Source organism: Bacteroides uniformis (genome assembly GCF_025147485.1).
Classification (GTDB): Bacteria; Bacteroidota; Bacteroidia; order Bacteroidales; family Bacteroidaceae; genus Bacteroides; species Bacteroides uniformis.
On sequence record NZ_CP102263.1, the window covers coordinates 2,011,000 to 2,034,005 of the forward strand.

Annotated in this window: 15 protein-coding genes; 10 read left to right on the plus strand and 5 right to left on the minus strand. The window is 47.4% G+C overall.

What is annotated here, in order from left to right; genetic code table 11:
• Positions 1-31: 31 nt before the first annotated feature.
• From NQ510_RS07675 to rsmA, 3 genes are all read right to left on the minus strand, one after another.
• Complete coding sequence (locus NQ510_RS07675; protein WP_005824028.1) at positions 32-1,885, minus strand: DUF349 domain-containing protein; 1,854 nt, start codon at positions 1,883-1,885, stop codon at positions 32-34.
• 117 nt (positions 1,886-2,002) lie between these two features.
• Positions 2,003-3,349, minus strand: a complete 1,347-nt coding sequence (gene mgtE / locus NQ510_RS07680) for a magnesium transporter (protein WP_005824027.1) — start codon at positions 3,347-3,349, stop codon at positions 2,003-2,005.
• Positions 3,350-3,375: 26 nt separating this feature from the next.
• Positions 3,376-4,170, minus strand: a complete 795-nt coding sequence (gene rsmA / locus NQ510_RS07685) for a 16S rRNA (adenine(1518)-N(6)/adenine(1519)-N(6))-dimethyltransferase RsmA (protein ID WP_005824025.1) — start codon at positions 4,168-4,170, stop codon at positions 3,376-3,378.
• A 135-nt stretch (positions 4,171-4,305) separates the two neighbouring features.
• On the opposite strand from rsmA, the gene NQ510_RS07690 reads away from it, so the two are divergent.
• The 6 genes from NQ510_RS07690 to NQ510_RS07715 all read left to right on the plus strand — a co-directional run bounded on the left by NQ510_RS07690 (position 4,306) and on the right by NQ510_RS07715 (position 16,698).
• On the plus strand, positions 4,306-5,292 hold the full coding sequence (locus NQ510_RS07690) for a lysylphosphatidylglycerol synthase transmembrane domain-containing protein (RefSeq protein WP_005824021.1): 987 nt from the start codon (positions 4,306-4,308) through the stop codon (positions 5,290-5,292).
• 370 nt (positions 5,293-5,662) lie between these two features.
• Complete coding sequence (locus tag NQ510_RS07695; protein WP_008665648.1) at positions 5,663-7,120, plus strand: aminoacyl-histidine dipeptidase; 1,458 nt, start codon at positions 5,663-5,665, stop codon at positions 7,118-7,120.
• Positions 7,121-7,823: 703 nt separating this feature from the next.
• On the plus strand, positions 7,824-13,721 hold the full coding sequence (locus NQ510_RS07700) for an alpha-2-macroglobulin family protein (RefSeq protein WP_005824012.1): 5,898 nt from the start codon (positions 7,824-7,826) through the stop codon (positions 13,719-13,721).
• 141 nt (positions 13,722-13,862) lie between these two features.
• Positions 13,863-14,936: a DUF1573 domain-containing protein gene (locus NQ510_RS07705; RefSeq protein ID WP_005824010.1), complete on the plus strand. Its 1,074-nt coding sequence runs from the start codon at positions 13,863-13,865 to the stop codon at positions 14,934-14,936.
• A 49-nt stretch (positions 14,937-14,985) separates the two neighbouring features.
• Entirely contained in the window at positions 14,986-16,089 is a 1,104-nt protein-coding gene (gene meaB / locus NQ510_RS07710; protein ID WP_005824008.1) for a methylmalonyl Co-A mutase-associated GTPase MeaB, read from the plus strand.
• A 24-nt stretch (positions 16,090-16,113) separates the two neighbouring features.
• Positions 16,114-16,698 carry a Crp/Fnr family transcriptional regulator gene (locus NQ510_RS07715; RefSeq protein ID WP_005824006.1) on the plus strand — a complete coding sequence of 195 codons (585 nt, stop codon included), beginning with the start codon at positions 16,114-16,116 and terminating at the stop codon, positions 16,696-16,698.
• A 16-nt stretch (positions 16,699-16,714) separates the two neighbouring features.
• Here NQ510_RS07715 and NQ510_RS07720 read toward each other — a convergent pair whose 3' ends face one another.
• Positions 16,715-17,626 carry a DMT family transporter gene (locus NQ510_RS07720; RefSeq protein WP_005824004.1) on the minus strand — a complete coding sequence of 304 codons (912 nt, stop codon included), beginning with the start codon at positions 17,624-17,626 and terminating at the stop codon, positions 16,715-16,717.
• Positions 17,627-17,766: 140 nt separating this feature from the next.
• Here NQ510_RS07720 and NQ510_RS07725 point away from each other — a divergent pair, with 140 nt between their 5' ends.
• The 4 genes from NQ510_RS07725 (at position 17,767) to NQ510_RS07740 (ending at position 21,688) form a co-directional block, all read left to right on the plus strand.
• Positions 17,767-18,597, plus strand: a complete 831-nt coding sequence (locus tag NQ510_RS07725) for an AAA family ATPase (RefSeq protein ID WP_005823999.1) — start codon at positions 17,767-17,769, stop codon at positions 18,595-18,597.
• An 11-nt stretch (positions 18,598-18,608) separates the two neighbouring features.
• Entirely contained in the window at positions 18,609-19,622 is a 1,014-nt protein-coding gene (locus NQ510_RS07730) for a DUF4435 domain-containing protein (protein ID WP_005823997.1), read from the plus strand.
• A 27-nt stretch (positions 19,623-19,649) separates the two neighbouring features.
• Positions 19,650-20,927 carry a mechanosensitive ion channel family protein gene (locus NQ510_RS07735; RefSeq protein ID WP_005823993.1) on the plus strand — a complete coding sequence of 426 codons (1,278 nt, stop codon included), beginning with the start codon at positions 19,650-19,652 and terminating at the stop codon, positions 20,925-20,927.
• 335 nt (positions 20,928-21,262) lie between these two features.
• A complete protein-coding gene (locus tag NQ510_RS07740; protein WP_005835201.1) occupies positions 21,263-21,688 on the plus strand; it encodes an HU family DNA-binding protein in 426 nt (141 codons plus the stop codon).
• A 120-nt stretch (positions 21,689-21,808) separates the two neighbouring features.
• Here the strand turns inward: NQ510_RS07740 and NQ510_RS07745 are convergent, their stop codons facing one another.
• Positions 21,809-22,990 carry a hypothetical protein gene (locus NQ510_RS07745; protein ID WP_005823986.1) on the minus strand — a complete coding sequence of 394 codons (1,182 nt, stop codon included), beginning with the start codon at positions 22,988-22,990 and terminating at the stop codon, positions 21,809-21,811.
• Positions 22,991-23,006: the final 16 nt, after the last annotated feature.

Sequence of the window (23,006 nt, forward strand, 5' to 3'; positions counted from 1 at the left end):
TTCCTTTTTTATTAAGTCTTATCTTGTTACGTTATCCTTGGTTTTTGATGTTCTCGTCCACCACTTTTATCTTTTCTTTTACAAGTTCGATGTCTGCTTTCAGCTTTTCCACCTTGCGGTTGATTTCTGTCAGCAGACTGTTTCCCTTCTTGGAAGAAGTGGTTAGGAAGCCGAGATTGTTTTCATATGTCTGGAGCTCGTTCTTCATATTGTCGAAGGCACGTACCAGCTTCTCACGTTCCCGGTAAAGGGCTTGTGGACTACCTTCTTGAATGGAGCTGATAGTCGACTTGAAGTTGCTTAGCTTCTTGTTGGAGGCGCTGATGTTGAAGCGTTCAAACAATTTGTCTACCTGGCTGTGGTATTGCTTATAGATTCGGTCTTTCTCTTTGAAAGGTACATGTCCTATGCCGTTCCACTCTTTCATGAGGTCGCGTACCAGTTGGGTAGCTTCCTCCGTATCCATTTGGTCATCGATAGCATTCAGTTTCTCGATGATGGCTTTTTTCTGTTCCAGATTTTCTTGCTCTACGCTGCGCTGTGAAGAAGTGGCTTTGTTCTTTTGTTCGAAGAAGTAGTCACAAGCGGAGATGAAACGTTTCCATACGGCATCCGAATATTTCTTTGCTACTGGGCCGATGGTTTTCCATTCTTTCTGAAGTTTGGTCAGTTCATCGGCGGTTGCTTTCCAGTCGGTACTGTCCTTCAGAGCTTCTGCTTTTTCGCACAAGGCACGCTTCTTTTCCAAGTTTTCGTTCATACCTTCCTTCAGGCTCTTGAAGAACTCTCCCTTTTTACGGAAGAACTCGTCGCACGCTTTGCGGAAACGTTCGAAAATCTTCACGTTCATTTTTTGCGGAGCGAAACCGATGGTTTTCCATTTGTTTTGAAGTGCGATGACTTCTTGCGTCTTGCTCTCCCAAGAAGCAAAGTTTGTCAGTTCTTTGTAGTCAATGGCTTCTATGATTTCGCAAATTACAGTCTTTTGGTCAAGATTGTGTTGTTCCACTTCCTTCAATGCTTCGAAATGTTGCTGGTGACGTCGGTTTACGGTTGTAGAGGCTGCTTTGAAACGTGCCCAGATTTCGTCGCGTAGTTCCTTGGCTACCGGCCCTGTATCACGAAATTCTTGATGTAGCTTCTGTAACTGATGGAAAGCTGAAACTACATCCGCTTCATCCGCCAGCTTTTCGGCAGCTTCACAGAGATGTGTCTTGATTTCCAAATTCTTCTTGAAATCGTATTCGCGGAATTCATTGTTCAGTTTCAGAAGGTCATAGAATTTCTCAACATACAATTGGTAGTTTTTCCAAAGCTCGTTGACCTTAGCTTGCGGAACGAGTTTAACTTCGTTCCATTGCTGCTGTAGTTTCTTGAACTCCGTATAGCTCTTGTTGGCGTCATCTGGAGATTCAACCAGCTCCTTCAGCTCTTCGATGATGGAAAGCTTTACCTGCAGGTTCATTTCCTTTTGCTTCTCCAGTTCGGCTGTGAGTGCACTTCTTTTTTCTTTGATGACGGACATGATATTCTTGAACTCTTCCTCCACACAGTCTGTTTGTGGAACAAAGTTCTCCGCGGCGCCTCCGTTTTCAATGAACAGTTTTCTGGCCGCATCCTGCTCAGCATTGTGCAGCTTGTAGAAAGATTGCTTCAAACCGTCTATTTCAGGTTTTGCCACGTTCTCCACGTCTGCAACCACCTCTTTGAGTTTGGCAAGTATTTCCTCTTTCGTGAGCTTCTGAACTGGCTCTACCGGCTTTTCCGAAACGATTTCTTCAGCGGGAGTTTCTGTTGTTGCCGGTTCAGAAACCTCTGCTGCCTTCTTTTCTTCTTCTAATTCCACCGGCTTTTCGGGGAGATTAGTGTCATGAGTGTCCGTCATTGTATTTACTTTTTTAGAAACGGGTTCCTCCCGTTCGGGTTACATTAGGCTACAAATTAATGAAATAAAATGATTACTTCATACAATTTGCCTTGATTTTTTTCTATTTTCTTGTTTTTATGACAGTAAGACAGTGATACCCATGTACAGCATCATGCCTATAATGTCATTGGTAATGGAGATAAACGGGCCGGTGGCAATGGCCGGGTCAACCTTCAGTTTCTCTAAAGTCATGGGGACTAGCGTTCCGAAGATGGAGGCGAACATGACGACTGCAAAGAGGCTGATGGAGACGGAATAAGTGACCGTAGCCGTAGCTCCGAACCGGATAAAATTATAGATGTATACCAGCAGGGAGATGATGGTGGCATTGATGACCGCCACTACTGCTTCCTTGGCTACCTGCTTGAAGGTGTCTTTGGCATCCAGTGAGCTGTTGGCAAGGCCTTGCACGATGATGGCAGACGACTGGGTTCCCACGTTTCCCCCCGTACCACCAATCAACGGAATATAAAGGGCCATTTCCGGATGGGCGGCGAAAGTCGTGTCGAAGTTACCCAATATCATGGAGTTGCCTATACCACCTAACATACCGATAAGTAACCATGGAAGGCGGGCAGAAGTCTGGCGCATGACATTATCGTCCGTTTCTACATCTTGGGACAAACCGGATGCCAACTGGTAATCACGTTCCGACTGTTCGCGGACTTCGTCCATGACGTCGTCTACGGTAATCTGGCCTACCAGACGCCCGATACTGTCTACAACAGGAGCTGCCACCAAGTCATACTTTTCGATGATTTGTACCACTTCGTCAATGGGGGTATCTACATGGACGGAGATAGGATCTTTCCGCATCACATGCTTTACCTTGGAGACAGAAGGGGAAGTTATCATTTTCTTCAATGGGAATACCCCTTGCAGACGGTCTTCGTCGTCGATGACGTATACGTAGTAAATTTCATCCAGCTTTTCAGCTTGCAGGCGCATTTCCTTCAGGCACTCCGGCATACTCCAGTTTTCATTGACAGTCACCATTTCCGTACCCATCAAACCACCGGCAGTGTCTTCATCATATTTCAGCAGGTCAACGATGTCACCGGCTTGTTCTATATCTTCGATGTGCGAAAGTACTTCCTCCTGCTTGTCTTCATCAAGTTCGCGCATCAGGTCTACGGCATCGTCCGTGTCCATATAATCCACGAAACGCTTGGCAATGGTCTCCGAAGGAAGAAGTTCCAGGAATTCTTTCCGGATGTCTTCGTCCATTTCAACCAGTACGTCCGCTGCCGTTTCGTTGTCAAGGAGGCGGTAAACGAAGCGGGCTTCCTCCAAGCCGAGGTCATTGCACAGTTCTGCAATATCCGCCGGGTGAAGATCGGTCAAAAGTGTTTTGACGTTTTCCGCGTCTTTCTGTTCTATCAGGCTTTTGACTTTGTCTATGTATTCTTCGTCTATTTCCATGATTGTTCGTGTTTAATCACTAGCCATTAATCATTAATCGTTCTCAATGCCTGTTCCACTTGGTTGGTCAGCTGAATAAATTCCTGTACGGACAGTTGTTCCGGGCGTTTATTAAATAATACGTCCTCCGTCAGTGGACAGTCTTTGCCGAGTATCGGTTTTATGGAGTTCCGCAGAGTCTTGCGTCGTTGGTTGAACGTGGTTTTCACTACTTGCTTGAACAATTTCTCGTCGCAGCCTAAATCGTGCGTTTCATTGCGCATCATGCAGATGACGGCACTTTTAACTTTTGGGGGCGGGTTGAAGACATGTTCGTGTACCGTAAACAAGTACTCCACTTTGTACCATGCTTGTATCAGTACACTTAGGATTCCGTATGTCTTGCTGCCCGGCCCGGCGGCTATGCGCTCGGCTACTTCCTTTTGTATCATACCCGTACAGCAGGGAATCAGATCCTTATATTCCAGCATTTTGAAGAATATCTGGCTGGAGATATTATAAGGATAGTTTCCCGTCAGCACAAAAGGTTGCCCGCCAAACAACCGTTGCAGGTTCATTTTGAGGAAGTCGTCCTCAATAATGTTGTCTTCCAGTTGCGGATAGGCTTCCCGTAGGTAGGCCACTGACTCGTAGTCCAGTTCTACTACTTTGACGTTGCGTTCTTTGGGCAGAAGAAACTGGGTCAGTACTCCCATTCCCGGACCAACTTCGAGGATGGGAATTTCGGGACAGACATCTACCGTGTCGGCAATGTCTTGTGCCACTTTCAGGTCTTTCAGGAAGTGTTGCCCGAGAAACTTTTTAGGTTTAACTACTCTCATGTATCAACTAAATCATTACTTTTGCTCCGTAAACGTAGGCTGTAGTGTGAACAACAACCTATCTTTACACGGAGCAAAGGTAGTTCTTTTCAATGAAGAATGAAGAATGAAGAATGAAGAATTTGGGAATATCGTATGAATAAGCTGCTAAAAAAGACGTTGAAAATCATCTTACCCATTTTATTGGGTGGTTTTATCCTCTATTGGGTATATCGTGATTTTGACTTTTCAAAGGCAGAAGAAGTTCTCCTTCATCAGACGAACTGGTGGTGGATGTTGTTGTCCTTGTTCTTCGGTGTGATGAGCCATGTGTTACGAGGCTGGCGTTGGAAGCAGACTTTGGAGCCGCTGGATGCTCATCCCAAAACAAGCGATTGCGTTGATGCCATTTTTGTATCTTATGCCACCAATCTGGTACTGCCCCGTGTGGGAGAGGTTTCGCGTTGTGGAGTACTTGCCAAATATGATAATGTTTCCTTTGCAAAGTCCCTGGGGACGGTGGTGACGGAGCGGTTGGTAGATACGCTTTGCATTCTGCTGATTACGGGGATTACTTTTTTGGCGCAGATGCCTGTCTTTTTCCGTTTTTTCGAGGAGACGGGCACCAAGATTCCTTCGCTGGTGCATCTTGTGACTTCCCCTTGGTTTTATGTGGCTCTTTTTTCTATTATTGGTGTTTTGGTACTTCTCTATTTTCTGTTGCGTATGCTTTCTTTTTTTGAAAAGGTAAAGGGAGTAGTCTTGAATATATGGGAAGGTGTGATGTCGCTTAAGAATGTGAAGAATGTGCCTTTGTTTGTTCTTTACACTTTACTTATTTGGCTATGCTATTTCTATCATTTCTATATAACTTTCTATTGCTTCCAGTTTACGGAGCACCTTAGTTTCCTTGCCGGGCTGGTGATGTTTGTCGGCGGAACGTTTGCAGTCATTGTTCCCACGCCCAACGGGGCAGGACCCTGGCACTTTGCTGTCATCACTATGATGATGCTTTATGGGGTAAATGCTACGGATGCGGGTATATTTGCTCTGATAGTGCATGGCATACAGACGTTGCTGGTGATAGTGTTAGGCATCTACGGGTCGTTGCACCTGGCATTGGCGAATAGGGCAAAGAAATAGACGTTTCTTGTGGTGGGTTCCTATATTGTCACTTCTTGTGTTAGAGGACAGAGACAGTACTTATAGAGAGTACTCCTTTAAAAGTACTGTAATACTTCTTTGCAAGTACTTCAGTACTTCCTTATAAGTACTGAAGCCTAAAGGTTGTTGGAAGATTGGTTTCTTTAAACGATATTGTTGCTTGGATATAGAAGTGGGAGAAATTCCTAAATATGGTAGCTATATTAGGTGCAGATGTTCTATCGCAATATGTGAAGATGTAAAAGCCATGTTTAAGATAGCTGATGATTTAGTACTTTAGAAAAATCCCGGTTTATTGTACTTTCCGGGAATAAACCGTTATATTTGCGAAAACTAACTTTTTAGAATTATGAGTACAATCTTACAGTTAGCTCCACAGAATGTATGGAAGCACTTTTATTCACTGACCCAGATTCCCCGTCCGTCAGGACATATGGAGAAGATTACCAAATTCCTTATTGATTTTGGAAAAGGCTTGGGGTTGGAATCATTTGTCGACGAGGTCGGCAATGTTATTATTCGTAAGCCTGCCACTCCGGGTATGGAAAATCGCAAAGGCATCATCCTTCAGGCGCATATGGACATGGTGCCTCAGAAGAACAACGATACTATTCACGATTTTACAACAGATCCCATTGAAACCTATGTTGAGGGTGATTGGGTGAAAGCCAAAGGAACCACGCTGGGAGCAGATAATGGTTTGGGAGTAGCTGCCATTATGGCGGTGCTCGAAGATAATAACTTGAAGCATGGCCCATTGGAAGCTCTGATAACCAAGGATGAAGAAACGGGAATGTATGGTGCATTCGGTTTGAAACCCGGAACTATGCAAGGGGAAATTCTGCTGAACCTTGATTCTGAGGACGAAGGCGAACTCTATATCGGCTGTGCCGGTGGTCTTGATATTACTGCTACTTTGGAATATAAGGAGGAGACGCCTATGGCCGATTTCGTTGCTCGTAAGATTACGCTGAAAGGTTTGCGTGGCGGTCACTCCGGTTTGGAAATCAGTGAAGGGCGCGGTAATGCCAATAAATTGCTGGCACGCATCGTACATGATTTGCTGATTGAGTTTGACTCCCAGCTGGCAAGTTTTGAAGGTGGTAATATGCGTAATGCTATCCCTCGCGAAGCACATGCAGTATTGGTGTTCAATCTTGAGGATATGGACGGTTTGGAAGATTATATGAAGGAATACGAGGCACAACTGAATGACGAATATGCTCCGATTGAAAGTGGTATTACCCTGAGTATAGAAGAGGTAACTCTACCCACTGCCGTTGTTCCTTCAGAAATCCAGGATAATATGATTAACGTGTTGATGGCTTGCCAGAATGGTGTGATGCGTATGATTCCTACTGTTCCCGATACTGTAGAAACTTCCTCCAATTTGGCTATCGTAATCATTGCAGACGGTAAGGCCGAAGTTCGTATTTTGGCGCGTAGTTCTTGCGATACGATGAAGGATTTCCTGGCAGACAGCCTGACAGCTTGTTTCGCTATGGCAGGTATGAAGGTGGAATTGAGTGGTGGCTATTCTGGATGGCAGCCTAATGTGGATTCTCCTATACTGCATGCCATGAAGCTGTCCTATAAGCAGCAGTTTGGTGTGGAACCTGCCGTGAAGGTTATTCACGCAGGTCTGGAATGCGGTATTATTGGTGCCAATTGTCCAGGACTCGATATGATTTCTTTCGGTCCCACTTTGCGTTCTCCGCATTCACCGGACGAGCGTGCGTTAATTCCTACTGTTTCCAAGTTCTATGATTTCTTGGTGGCTACATTGGAGCAGACTCCTGAAAAGTAGAGAATACTTTATGTTATGAATAGGGGCAGGGTGCTTTATTAAGTATCCTGCCTTTTTTGTCTGTGACAGTTTGTCCTCTTTCTGCCAGAATGTCCCAGACTTATTACAATGGTATGTCAATATCCTTGCACTTTCTCCCTAAAAATTGACCTAAGTCAAGAAATGTGTTATAAAACATGTTTTCTATCCGTTTTTTGCTTGTTATCTTGAACAAAGGCTCTATTTTTGTGTTGTAAAACATGAAAACAATAGAAAACTAGTAGATTTTTTAAGGATAACAAGATTGATTTTAGGAGGATAACAAAATGAAAATGTTAAAGAGTTTTTTTAAGCATGTCGGCGAAGCCGATAAGAACATTTGGGGTTACGTAATGCTTTAAGCATTCCCCCCCCCTTTCGTGAAGTATTGAATTTTAGTTTTCAGGTATTAGTTTAATTTTTTAAGATTATGAAAAAGAAGATTGCAAATTCATTTAAGCACATTTTTACCGCAGCTGGTAAGAATTGGATGGAGGCAATGAGATATTATAGCCTCCAAATGTGAGTACACTAACATTTAAGTATAGCACAAGGGATATGTTTGCAAACATATCCCTTGTTTTTTTGTAGGAGTAGAATAAGATTTTTTATGTCCAAAAGTACATTTGTTTGAACTTTATTCACTTCCTTTGTTATTAATACAAAGACTAACAAACGAATAATTATGAGAGTAATTCAAAGAATTTGTAGCATATTGTTGCTGCTGGTTACATTTGGGGCTTCGGCATTGTATGCGCAGACGTACGATAAGTTGTGGAAGCAGGTGGAGCAGGCTCAAAAGAAAAGCCTGCCTCAAACAGTGATAAAACTGGCTGATGAAATCTATCGGAAAGGTCGGCAAGAGCAGAATGCTCCGCAAATGTTGAAAGCCTACATTTGTAGGGAGACTTATCAAGAGGGGCTGACTCCGGACAGCCTTTACTCCAGTCTGAAATATATGGAATCTTGGGCACAATCGGAGAGGAATCCGGTGAACAAGGCTATTCTACATTCTTTGTTGGCATATGAATATGCTGACTTGATGCGGAAGAATCGCCGTGTCTTGCTGTCACGTACTTTACTGACTGTTGACGAGGTTCCAGAAGATATCCGTGAGTGGAGTATCAGCCAGTTTGTGGATAAAATAGATAGGTGTAACCGTGCATCCTTGCAGGATTCCATCCGCTTGCTCAATACATCTGCAGAACAATATGTGCCTTTTGTGGTGTTGGAAGACGGTAGCCGGTTCTATGGGCACGATATGTACCATCTATTGGTAAGCCGTGCTGTTGATGCTTATCGGCAGCTGGATGGTTTCAGCGTGGATTCTTTGGTACAGACCCGTATCGAAAGGATTTATCTGGATATGATGAATGCTTATCGCCGTCGTGCCGGTTCGGAAGATGCTATGTTGCTCTGTTCTCTTGATTATTGGAACTGGAAGTTGACCGGTGGTATCAGCCAGCAGCCTTATCCTACTTTCCGAATGCGTCAGGAAAAGGCTAATCGGGAATATCTTGAGGTTTTGAATAAATTGATAAAGGAATACGGTTCACGAGAGGTTTGTGCCGAGGTTTACATTCATAAAGCCAACCACCTGCGCCGTTTGGAACCGAAACGCGCTGATGAGGCTCTAAAAGTCTGTGAAGAAGGCTTGAAGCGCTATCCTGCGTATAAGCGTATCAATGAGTTGAAAAATATCCGTGAACAGATTTTACAGCCTGAACTCATTTTGACTATGAATGAAAGCGGTTATCCCGGCGATTCGGTGAATATGAGGCTGCATTATCGTAATGTCGAGGGCTTTACTCTCAACTTATATACCACTACTTTAAGTGAAGTACCTTGGATGGACCATGGTATAAATAAAGATACTTATAGAAAGTATGCCCGGAAGTTTTCTTCCACGCATTTTGGCTTAAAGCCGTTGCCAGGCAAGGATAAATTGCCTGAAGATGTCCCTTATCTTGCCTCGGACACTGTATTTAAGTTCATGATTCCTCGGGAAACGGGAGTCTATATTCTTCAAATAGTACCTGATACTGAAACGGCCCGTACAGATGATAAATTTCTGGTATCTACCCGCTTCAAGGTGCTGACATTGGATTTGGGTGACAACCGTATGGAAGTGGCTACATTGGATGCCCGTAGTGGACAGCCGATTGCTGGTGCCAAGGTGAGTTTCTACTCTTCTTATGATGAGAAGAATAGAAAAGCGATGGCAGAGGTACTGACTGATGCCGGGGGGAAAGCTGTATTACCCTGGCAGAGTGAAATCCGAAGTTATGTGGCGCGTAAAGGCAGAGACACAGCCATGATGCCGCAGAACGTTTATATGAATCATCCTTATTACGGTATTAAGGATACAGATTGGAGGCAGATGGCATTGCTGACAGACCGTTCGCTTTATCGTCCCGGGCAGACCGTTCATGTAAAAGGGATAGCTTACAAGCAGAATAGTGATAGCGCCCAGGTACTACAAGGAGTTGATTATGAGCTTGTCTTGTTGGATGCCAACCGCAAGGAACTTGCCACCAGGAAGGGGCGGACCAATGATTTCGGCTCTTTTGCTACGGAGTTTGTACTTCCGGCAGCTTGCCTGAATGGCATGTTCAGCATACGAACCAAAGAGACTCAATCTACCGTCACTTTTAGGGTAGAGGAGTACAAGCGACCTACGTTCGAGATTGCCTTCACTCCGGTTTCGGAAGCTTATCGGCTGGGTGACAAGGTTGTGTTGAAAGGAAATGTCAAGGCCTTCAATGGCATGATGGTGCAGGATGTGCCATTGGCATATACGGTGACTCGCCGGAATCCGAGACCTGGTTATTGGAGCAATGCTGATAAACCATTATTGTCTGACACCATACAATTGGATACCAACGGGGATTTTTCCATACCCTTGACTTTGGAAGCTCCGGCTGTAGATACAGACGGGTATGGGAGTGTGTATACTTATCATGTGGAGGCGGTGGTGACGGATGAGGCCGGTGAAACGCAATCCGCTTCGTATAACTTGTTGGCAGGTCCTAAGGCTTATTCCTTTGATATTCGCTTGCCTCAATATGTTTGTAAGGAAGATAGTATGCTTTTCACTTTTGGAGTGAATAATGTAATGAATATTCCTCAGCACATTGAAGGTTCCTATTGCCTTTATCCATTTGCAGAACAAAATGGGGCAAGGAATATTGCAGGTTCTGAACCCTTGGATGATGTTGTATTGGAGGGTACCTTCACAGCCAATCGGCTCCAGGATTTTTCGGCTTGGAACAAGCTTCCTTCAGGTAACTATCGCTTGAAACTTTCTGTACGTGATAGTTTGGGACGTGAAGAGAATAACGGGGCATATGGCAGTGACAGTTTCATGCTCTTTTCAAAGAGTGACAAGCGTCCGGCTGCGTTTACAGATTTCTTTTATTATAAAGAAAATGAGGAATTTGATGTACAGTACCCTGCCGCTTTTCTTTTGGGGACTTCTTATCGGGATGCATATGTGCTGATGGATGTCTTTTGTGACAGAAAACGCATTGAAAGCCGTGTGTTGCAGTTGAATGATACTATTATTCGTATGGAATTCTCTTATAAGGAAGCATATGGCAAGGGAATCACCATTCTTTTCAGTTTTGTGAAAGCTGGCGAGATGTACAGTCATCAGGTTGAACTGAAGAAGCGGGAGCCGGAACGTGCTCTCGACATGAAATGGGAAGTGTTCCGTGACCGTTTGCGTCCCGGACAGGAAGAAGAGTGGAAGCTCGTCATAAAGACGCCTCAAGGTATGCCTGCTGCGGCTGAGATGTTGGCTACGATGTACGACGCTTCACTGGATAAGATTTATAAGAGTAACCAGATACTACGGGTTTTCTATCCGGATAATCTGTATGGGGCATTCCGTGGTGCGAGCCGTTATAATAGCAATTACTTCTCCGTTTATTTCCCGTTGAAGGCTTGGAGGGTTCCGGTGTGGTCGTTTGACTACTTCTGTTCTCCTTATATGGATGGAAGGATGCGGATAGTGATGGTAGAAGACAATGCGCTTTTGGAAGAAGTAAGTGTTGTGGGGTATGGGACTACCCGGAATAGCTCTTTGACCGGTAATCTTAGAATACGTGGTGCCAACCAGCCGATGCTTGCTTCCAAAGCAGAATCCGGGAATGCCGTTGAAGTGAAATATGTTCCTGCACAAGTAGCGGAAGACGCGGTGGAAGATGTTGTTTTTGAATCGGAAACGATACCGGTTGGCGAGGCCTTGCAACCTATTGAGGGGCTTCGCACCAACTTTGCCGAAACAGCCTTTTTTTATCCTCAACTTCGTACAAACGAACAAGGGGAGCTTGCGTTTTCTTTTACGATGCCGCAGAGCTTGACTCGTTGGAATTTCCGTGGTTACTCACATACTAAGGATATGCTGACTGGGATATTGGATGCTTCCGTTGTAACTGCCAAGGAGTTTATGCTGACTCCGAATATGCCTCGGTTTGTCCGCGTTGGAGATAAAATACAGATAGCCGGAACAATAGCCAATCTGACGGGTAAAGCGGTGAAAGGAACAGCAGTATTCACACTGTTCGACCCTATGACGGAGAAAGTTATTGCTACTCAACGTCAGAAATTCTTGGTAGAAGCAGGAAGAAATACTGCTGTCAACTTCCATTTCGAAGTGTCCGACCGCTATGATTTGCTTGGTATTCGTATGGTTGCCGATGGAGGTACGTTTAGCGATGGCGAGCAGCATCTGTTGCCCGTATTAAGTAATAAGGAGTATATTACGGAAACGCTTGCTATGCCTATCCGTGGCGAGGAGACCCGTACGTTCTCATTAGACAGCCTTTTCAACCGTAATAGCCGTACAGCGACAGACCGTCGTCTGACTGTAGAATTTACCGGGAATCCGGCTTGGTATGCTGTACAAGCGTTGCCGGCATTGAGCCTGCCTGCCAATGATAATGCCATTTCTTGGGCTACAGCTTGGTATGCCAATAGTCTGGCAGGCTTCATTGCCAACAGCCAGCCCCGCATTAAGACTGTATTTGACAGTTGGAAGGCTGCCGGTGGCACGAAAGAAACCTTCCTCAGCCAGTTGGAGAAGAATCAGGATGTGAAGAATATCCTGCTCAGCGAGTCTCCGTGGGTACTGGAAGCTACTACTGAAGCCGAACAGCAGGCACGTATTGCCACGCTGTTTGATATCAACCAACTGAATAACCGCAATCTTTCCGCTTTTACCAAATTGAAAGAATTGCAGGGTGAAGACGGTGGATGGAGCTGGTATAAGGGAATGTCCGGTAGCCGCTATATAACTGGCTATATTACAGAATTACTTGTTCGTCTTCCTCTGCTGACGAAAAATGAACTGCCTGAAGAAGTTGCCGCCATGCGGCAGAAAGCTTTCGGCTATTTGAATCTGCAGGCTTTGGAAGAATATCGCAATATCCGTAAAGCTGAGAAAAATGGCGCTAGAATTACTGTCAACTCCGAATCGGCAATGACATATCTGTATCTGATAGCCCTTAGCGGCGAACAAGTGCCGGCAGACAATCAAGCGGCTTACCGCTATTTCCTATCAAAAGTAGGTGCCAATCTTAAAGATGGAACCATGAGCAGCAAGGCGCAGTCTGCCATCATCCTGAAAGCAGTAGGGCGTACAGCCGAGGCGAATGAATTCATCGCTTCCCTCAAGGAACATCTGGTACAGACGGATGAACTGGGTGCATACTTTGCTTTCCAAGCAAATCCGTATAACTGGGGTATGCTGCCCATCCCTGCCCATGTGGAAGTAATGGAAGCCCTGCGTATGGCAGGTGGCAACGATGCTTTGGTGGAGGAAATGAAACTCTGGCTGCTGAAACAGAAGCAGACTACCAGTTGGAATTCTCCGGTTGCAACGGCTGATGCTGTTTATGCATTGCTTTGTCAAGGTACTAATCTGCTGGAAAGTCGGGGAGACGTACGTATCACGTTAGGTAACAAAGTTTTGGAAACATTGTCGCCTACAAAGACCATAATCCCGGGTTTGGGTTATGTCAAGGAAACCTTCGCTCAAGGAAGTCCGGAGCTGAAAGCTAAAACCGTCACCGTAGAGAAACGGGATGCAGGCATTGCCTGGGGAGCTGTTTATGCCCAGTATCTGTCACCCATATCTGATGTAAAGCAGCAGGGGGGTGAATTGAATGTAGAGAAGAAACTTTATGTAGAGCGTATATCGGCCGGTGGTAGCAAGTCCTTGCAACCGGTTACGGAAGGGACCGTATTATCCGTCGGTGATAAAATAGTGGCCCGTTTGACTATCCGCTTGGACCGTACTATGGATTTTGTTCAGTTGAAAGACCAGCGGGGTGCCTGCTTTGAACCTATAGGCTCGCTTTCCGGTTATCGTTGGAGTAATGGCCTCGGTTATTATGCAGAAGTGGAAGATGCCGCAACCAATTTCTTCTTCGACCATTTGGGCAAAGGCGTTTATGTCTTAGAGCACAGTTATCGCATAGCCCGTGGCGGAACATACGAAACGGGGCTGGCCACGATACAGTGTGCGTATGCTCCGGAGTATGCTTCGCATTCGGCGGGAGGGATAATTGTAATAAAGTAACAATAGAGTATGGAGCGGAGCGCAATTTGTACAAATTGCGCTCCGCTATTTTAGGTACTCTCGCTAAAAACACCTATTTTTGTCCGACTAATATTGAATGAGAGTGGCAGAATTAGGAAATCTTGATATTAAGAAAAATAGATGAAGCGGATATTGATAACTTTATATGTGCTTGCAAGTGTGGTATTGACTGCTGTAGCGCAAGCTCGTTTTACCTCGAATACAGAGATGTACAGTTTCGGCCAGATAGAATGGAAGCATCCCGTGACTGTGCAATATACCATCACCAATACGGGTGACCAGCCTTTAGTGCTTACAGAAGTAGAGCCGGATTGCGCCTGCTCTGTGGCCCAGTGGACAAAAACGCCTATTGCTCCGGGGGCAAAAGGAACAGTAAATGTGACTTTTGACGCCAAGGCATTGGGACATTTCCAGAAATCCGTGGCTATTTACAGCAATGCGCAACCCAATCTGGTCTATTTGAAGTTCAATGGTGAAGTAGTACAGGAAATCAAGGACTTTACCAAGACGCACCCTTATCTTATCGGTCAGATACGTATTGACAAGAACAGCCTCGACTTTCCCGATATTCAGCATGGTGAGCAGCCGGTGATTCATATCGGCGTGGTCAATCTTTCCGACCGTCCTTATGAACCGGTACTGATGCATCTGCCTCCTTATTTGCAGACAAAAGTAGAGCCCAATGTCTTGCAAAAGGGAGAAAAAGGAGTGATTACACTTACATTGAATTCGGAAAGACTGACTGGCCTCGGACTGACTCAAACGTCGGTCTATCTTTCTCGCTTCTCCGGTGACAAGGTGGGCGATGAAAACGAGATTCCCGTTTCTGCCATTCTTTTACCGGATTTCTCCGGAATGACGGAAGTGGAGAAGGCAAATGCTCCTGCCATCAGCCTTTCTACCAAAGAAGTTGATATGAGTGCGATATTGGCAAAGAAGTCAAAAGCACGTCAGGATATTACCATTACCAATACCGGGCGTTCTCCTTTACAGATAAACAAGCTCCAGGTATTCCACCCGGCAGTGGGAGTTAACCTCAAGAAGAGTGTATTGCAACCCGGTGAAAGCACTCGCCTGCGGGTAACGGTAGTGAAGAAGAATATAGGCAAGAAGCGCCGTCATCTGCGTCTGCTGATGATTACCAATGACCCGATGCAGCCGAAAGTTGAAATCAACATTAAAGCAAAACAATAAGAAGTCGTAAAGTCCTTCATAACTCATAACTTATAACTCACAAATAGCCATGGAACATCCCGAAAATAATGAAGCATATAAAGGCTTGGTTGTCAATGCAGGCATTGAGCAACCTTCATCGGTCAATCCTTACTTGAAGAACCGTCCCAGGCGGAAGAAACGCGAGCTTTCCGTATCAGACTATGTGGAGGGTATAGTGAAAGGTGATGTTACGGTACTCAGCCAGGCTGTAACACTGGTGGAAAGTGTGAAACCGGAGCACCAGGCTGTGGCGCAGGAGGTGATAGAGAAGTGTTTGCCCTATTCGGGCAACTCCGTCCGTGTGGGTATCAGTGGTGTGCCCGGTGCCGGTAAAAGTACCTCTATTGATGTATTTGGCTTGCATGTACTGGAGGAACACGGTGGCAAGTTGGCTGTCCTTGCCATTGATCCGAGCAGCGAACGCAGCAAAGGCAGTATTCTCGGTGACAAGACGCGTATGGAGAAACTCTCCGTTCATCCCAAATCCTTTATACGTCCCAGTCCCTCTGCCGGTTCGCTGGGTGGCGTGGCACGCAAGACGCGTGAAACGATTGTGCTTTGTGAGGCTGCCGGTTTCGACAAGATATTTGTAGAGACGGTAGGGGTGGGGCAGAGTGAGACTGCCGTACATTCTATGGTAGACTTCTTCCTGCTGATACAGCTGGCGGGTACGGGCGATGAGTTGCAAGGCATCAAACGCGGCATCATGGAAATGGCCGATGGCATTGTTATTAATAAGGCTGATGGCGACAACCTGGAGCGGGCCAGACTGGCAGCAACGCAGTTCCGTAATGCGCTGCACCTCTTCCCGGCTCCGGAGAGCGGTTGGACACCCCAAGTGCTGACTTATTCCGGTTTCTATAATCTTGGTGTAAAAGAAGTGTGGGATATGGTCTACAAATACATTGACTTTGTGAAAGATAACGGCTATTTTGAATACCGCCGCAATGAGCAAAGCAAATACTGGATGTACGAGACCATTAACGAACAGCTGCGCGACAGCTTCTACCACAATCCGCAGATTGAAGCGATGCTGACTGGCAAGGAAAAACAAGTGCTACAGGGCAACTTGACTTCTTTTGTGGCTGCCAAGAACTTGCTGGACACCTATTTTGCAGAACTGAAGAAATAGGGGCATATCCCTTTCCCTATATCGATGACTAAGGAAAACAACATGGAAGTGGCGCGGCGGTTTACCCGCCGCCTTCATGAACTCCCTTCTGAGGAGCTGGAGCTCATTGCCGGTTTGTTTGTACGCCGTGAGGTGCACAAAGGAGAACTGTTGATTAGTGAGAAAGATATAGCCAGGGATATTGTTTTCGTAGAGAAAGGACTGCTTCGCCAGTTCTATTTCAAAGAAGGCCGGGACATTACAGAGAACTTTGCCTGCGACGGTGACGGCGCTATGTGTATCGTCAGCCTTTTCACCGGACGCCGTAATTGCCTTCAGCTGGAATCCCTGGAGGAAGGCGTCATCTGGAGCATTTCGTATGCAGGACTGGTCGAACTCTCTGAGCGTTATCTGCATATAGCCCGTCTGCTTCGCCATTTATTGGAGGGGTCTTTAATGCTTTCCCAATATAAAGCAGACTCTTGGCGTTTCGAAACCTCACGCGAGCGGTATGCGCGCTTCGTCAGGGATTATCCGGAGATAGCCCGGCGTGCCTCAGTCAACCACATAGCATCTTATCTGTTAATGACTCCCGAGTCTCTGAGCCGGGTACGTGCCGGAGTACTGTGACGGTGGAACGGCTGTTTTATACGGCTTTCCCTTCTTTCTCGAAATCCTTGCGTGACTTGCTTTGTGTCACGATGTACACTCCCAGGAATACCAAGGCTATGGCTATTCCCTTTTCCAAATTGAACACTCCCAATCCTAAGATGATGGCAACGGTTGAGGCCACGATGGGCTGCATGTAGTTGTACATGCTCACCACAGTGGGGCGCAACAGCCTCTGCGCACTCATTATGAAGATATAGGCAAGGAAGCTTCCTCCCACAACCACATATCCCACTTGCAGCAGGGCGGCTGTAGATATTTCGCTCCACTGTATGGCAGCCACGTCGTGGTAAGAGAACGGGATGTAGCACATGGAGGCATAGACAAACATCCATTTGTTCAGGGTGATGGGAGAGTATTTCTGCGACAACCCCTTGAATACGGTCAGATAAATGGAGAAGCTGATTTGGGCGAGCAGGCAGAGAAGGTCTCCGATGAGGCTGCCATTGCCGGCACCGGTGGTCTGGCTGCTCATGATGAGTATGAATGCTCCCATAGCCCCTACAAAGATGCCCAGCACTTTCTTGTTGGTGACCGGTTCTTTCAGATAGATTGCAGCCACTATCATGGTGACGATGGGCAGCGTGGTTGTAACGATGGAGGCGTCTATGGGCGAAGTCATGGAGAGTCCGAAGATATAGACACCCTGATTGAATACCAGTGCGAAGAGTGCGGCGAAGAATATCTTCAGCATGTCCCGGTGGTCCACCTGCTCGCGCTTGCAGAACAAGGAGAGGAGCCAGAAGCAGGCAGCTGCGCCTACCATGCGGAATGTGGTTACTGACAACGCGGAAAACTCCACCAGAGCCGACTTGCCGATAGGTGCCATCAGCCCCCATAAGATATTTGCGGTAAGGGCGAACAGATGCCCTTGAATGTTCTTGTCCATACTCTTTTGTTCTTTGCGGGTGCAAAAGAACAACTATTTTCTGAAAAGAGAAAATCTTTCATTATATGATTTTTCTGGTTCATGGGCGTAGAAATAAGAGATTATCGTGTATATTTGCTTCTAATTAAAAGCAAGAAACCATGGAAGTACAAGCCAATTACATCAAGCGTATCGAAATACACGGATTGTGGCATCGGTACGATATTGCCTGGGACCTGCGTCCTGACGTCAATATACTTTCCGGCATCAACGGAGTGGGGAAGACCACTATCCTGAACCGTTCGGTCAACTATCTGGAACAGACATCGGGTGAAGTGAAGAGTGACGAGAAGAACGGCGTACACGTCTACTTCGACAACCCCGCAGCCACCTTTATCCCCTATGATGTAATCCGCAGCTACGACCGCCCCCTTATCATGGGCGACTTTACGGCACGCATGGCCGATGCCAACGTGAAGTCGGAACTGGACTGGCAGCTCTATCTGCTCCAGCGCCGTTATCTGGACTACCAGGTGAACATCGGCAACAAGATGATAGAGCTGCTCAGCGGTGACGAAGAGCAGCGCAGCCTGGCTCCCTCCCTTTCCCTCCCCAAGCGGAAGTTCCAGGATATGATTGACGAGCTTTTCAGCTATACCCATAAGACGATAGACCGCAAAAGCAACGACATCGTTTTCTATCAGAACGGCGAGCGCCTGCTGCCCTACAAACTGTCTTCGGGCGAGAAGCAGATGCTGGTCATCCTGCTGACCGTGCTGGTGCGTGACGATGACCACTGCGTACTCTTCATGGACGAGCCGGAAGCCTCCCTGCACATCGAATGGCAGCAGAAGCTCATCGGCATGATACGCAGCCTGAATCCCAATGTGCAGCTTATCCTCACCACCCATTCGCCCGCCGTCATCATGGAAGGCTGGCTGGATGCCGTCACCGAAGTCAGCGAAATCTCCTCCCTAATCCCTAATCCTTAATCCCTACCCAAGTGTCCACTTCTTTAAAACATAACCTTACTTCCGCCTATCTGGATGCCGCCCGCAAGTTGTCTCCCAAGAGAGCACGCAGGCGCATAGTGGCGTATGTGGAGAGCTATGACGACATCGCTTTCTGGCGGACGCTGCTGTCCGAGTTCGAGAATGAGGAGCGTTATTTCCAGGTGATGCTTCCGTCTGCCACCTCCCTGGCAAAGGGCAAGAAGATGGTGCTGATGAATACGTTGAACACATCGGAGCTGGGCCGCAGCCTGATAGCTTGTGTAGACAGCGACTACGACTTCCTGCTGCAAGGTGCCACCAAGGTGTCGCATAAGATAAACAAGAATCCCTATATCTTCCAGACTTATGGCTATGCCATCGAGAACTTCCACTGCTTTGCCGACAGTCTGCATGAAGTCTGTGTGCAGGCCACGCTGAACGACCGGCATATCCTGGACTTCCCCGCTTTTCTGAAGCGTTATTCGCAGATTGCCTATCCGCTGTTTCTGTGGAATGTCTGGTTCTACCGCCAGCACGACACACACACTTTCCCGATGTACGACTTCAACGCCTGCGTGCGTTTGCAAGAGATAAACCTGCGTCATCCTTACCGTAGTCTGGACGAGATGCAAAAGACGGTGTCGGCCAAGCTGTCCGAACTGCAAGCCCGTTTCCCCCGCTACATCGACCGGGTGGAGCAGCTGGGCACGGAGTTGGAACGTTTGGGACTGACTCCGGACAATACCTATCTTTATATCCAAGGACACCATATCATGGATTGTGTAGTGCTGAAAATCCTTATCCCGGTATGTACGGTGCTGCGTCGTGAACGCGAGCAGGAGATAAAGCGCCTGGCAGAGCATAACGAACAGTTCCGCAACGAACTGACGGGGTATGAGAACAGTCAGGTCAATGTATCCGTGATGCTGAAAAAAAACAGCGGCTACAAGAACCTTTATCTTTATCAGTGGTTGAAAGAAGACATTATGGAGTTCCTCGAGCGGGAGGAACAGTCGCGTAGATAAGATTGCCGTTATGATAAACATACGATTATGGAGATATTGAAGAAGATAGACGACCTTTTAATCGGGTGGGGCATATCCCCTTCCCGGGCTGATATGCTCGACCAATTCATTGCCTTTGCACTGATACTTGCCGTTGCTTTCCTGGCGGATGCCCTATGCCGGAAAATCCTGCTGAAGGTAGTGGCACAACTGGTGAAGAAGACCAAGGCTACGTGGGACGACATCGTATTCGACCGTAAAGTGATGGTGCACCTCAGCCGCATGGTGGCTCCCGTTATCATCTATCTGTTTGTTCCATTGGCATTTGTCGAAGTCGGTTCATCGGCAATGGATTTCATCCGGCGTATCTGCCTTATTTACATCATCATTACTTTCCTGAGTTTCGTTAACTCGTTCCTGAAGGCTGTTTATAGCGTATACAGCGAGAGGGAGCAGTTCCGCGACCGCCCTTTGAAGGGGATGTTGCAGACCATGCAGGTCATTCTGTGGCTGGTGGGTGGCATTGTGGTCGTGGGCGAACTGATAGGCCGCGACCCGCTTTCGCTGCTTGCCGGATTGGGTGCCTCGGCAGCCATCCTGATGCTGGTATTCAAGGATTCCATTATGGGCTTTGTCTCCGGTGTGCAGCTTTCGGCCAACGACATGCTGAAGGTGGGCGACTGGATTGAGATGCCCAAGTACGGTGCCAACGGTACGGTGATAGAGGTAACGTTGAACACCGTAAAAGTGCGCAACTGGGACAATACCATTACCACCATCCCTCCTTACCTGCTTGTCAGCGACTCCTTCCAGAACTGGCGCGGCATGCGCGAGAGCGGTGGGCGGCGAGTGAAGCGCAGTATCAATATCGACATGACCAGCGTCCGTTTCTGCACCCCGGAGATGCTGGCAAAATATCGCAAGATACAGCTACTGAAAGATTATGTGGAGCAAACGGAGGAAGTGATTGAAAAGTACAATGTGGAAAACGGCATCGATAACTCCATCCTCGTCAACGGACGCCGCCAGACCAATCTGGGTGTGTTCCGGGCGTATCTGACGGCTTATTTGAAAAGTCTTCCCGACGTAAATCAGGAACTGACCTGCATGGTGCGCCAACTCCAGCCTACCGACCGCGGTATCCCGATAGAACTTTATTTCTTCTGTGCGCTGAAGGATTGGGTGCCCTATGAAGGGGTGCAGGCGGATGTATTCGACCATGTGCTGGCAATCATCCCCGAATTCGATTTGCAGGTATTCCAGTCTCCGTCCGGCAGAGATTTCCAGCGGGTACTGCCTGCTGCTTCCGAAGAAAAAGGAGCTTGATTCCGACCATCAAAAAGGCCTATATCTATTGTATTTCTCATAGGGAGTCATTACCTTTGAACCCTATACTGAAAGGTCAGAACATCCCCATCTTTTCTCCCAAAACATCCCCATGTTTTGGGGTATTACATCCGGGTGTTTTGGGTGAAAACATCCCCATGTTTTGGGGCAATACATCCGGGTGTTTTAGGTATTCAGTCATATAGTGAAAGGTATTCGGTCACGGAGTCTTTACCGTAAGGTATAGGCTTTGTGTATGCAAGTTGTAGGTGTGCCTCGCGTCGGGCGGGAATATCTTTCGTTTTTTACGAACCTAATTATAAAGAAAGATTGGTATGTCAATGAATTATGTGGTCCGCAAGAAGGTGGACAAGAGTGGAGACAAGGAAGTGGTGCGCTACTACGCGGCGTCAAAAGTGCTTCAGCCGGAACCGGTGAGCAATGACGAACTGGCCAAGAGGCTGGCTTTTGTCAGCTCCCTGCAGGTGGGCGATGCCCAGTCCGTGCTGGTGCAACTGCCGGATATTATAGCGGACTATCTGGCCAGTGGACGCACGGTGAACATCAAGGGACTTGGAAACTTTTTTCCCTCCATCACCAGCGAACCGGTGGAACGGATAGAGGACTGTACGGCAGATAAAGTGCGCATTTCGCGTATCTGCTTCAGGGCGGCAGGCAGTTTCATGCAGCGCGTTTGCCGTCATCTGGACTTGTTCAGCTTTCAGGTTCAGGAATTGAAGAAGGAGCTGAAGAAGAAGTAAACGGTACTTTTAGTTTCTTTCTTGAAACAGCGCGTACCCCTTGAAGCCGGAAGGCATTCGAGGGGCACGCTGTTGAAGAAGTTGTGTGTTTTTTTATAGCCTTGCGAGTGCTTCTTTTTTTTACTTCACCCAGCTTCCGTTCATCCAGCTGCATTCTTTCCTGATGTCCTCGAAAGAGCTGTAGCTCAGGTTGGCGTCCACCTTGTTGCTTGTCACGGCGATGAAGTCGGCATGGGTGTAGATGCCTTCTTTGCTGCTCAGCTCGGAGGTGAGGGTGATGTTGGTCAGCTTGGAGGTGCCGTTCTTCAGGGCGTTTTCGGTAAGGGCGGTTTCCACGGTCAGGGGTTGGCCTTTGCCGCAGACCTTGGCGTTGTCTATTTCCACTTCCGTGCCGGCACGCAGACGGATGCCTTGCTTGCTGCCGCCGTTGCCGACGAGGATGAGGTTCTTCAATACGGGGTGGGCAACGGGAGTGGCGGCGTTGTTGCTGCCGTTGTTGTCGCACTCCATCAGGCAGTCGCAGTCGTAGCCCAGTGTGGATTCGGCTTCTTGGTAAGCCACGAGGTTGGTGCCTTTGCCGTTCCAGCCTTCGGTCCAGTCGAAGGAGTCGTCGCTACAGCTTACGGCTACGAGGTTGCTCACGTTTACCGAGCCGCCGAAGAACTCAAAGCCATCGTCGGAACCTTTGTAGGCTTGGCAGTGGTCCACGATGGTACCGTTGCCTACGCCGTAGAAAGAGATACCGTTGGCTTCGTGCTCTTCATCGAAGGCAAAGCCGGTGTATTCCAGACGAATGTATTGCAGCGTGCCCGAGTTGTCGGCATCATCGTTGCCGCCGTAAACGGCACCGCCTATTTCAGAACTTCCCTTGCCACCTTCGGCATTGGTGTGGGCGCGTCCGCAGATGTGGATGCCTCCCCATGCGCCCGGCTCTTCTTTTTCGCTGGTCATTACGATGGGTTTGTCCGGCGTGCCTACGGCGTTGATTTTACCGCCCTGCTTCACGAGGATGTAGTCTGCGATGTCATCGTAGACGGCGATAATCTTCACGCCTTCCTCTATGTGGAGCGTGGCACCTTCTTCTACGATGTATTCGCCGCTCAGCTTGTAGGTGTTTCCGGCAGCCAGGGTCACGTCGGAGGTGATGGTACCTTTCAATATCGTACCGTTTTCGATTTCATTGCCGTTTCCGTTGCCGCCGTTACCGTCATTGTCGTTGTTGTCGTCGCTGCTGCAAGCGGTGAGGATAGACATTCCGGCTACAAAGGCCAGAGAGTAGAATTTCCATTTCATTGTTTTCATAATTCAATTGTTTTAG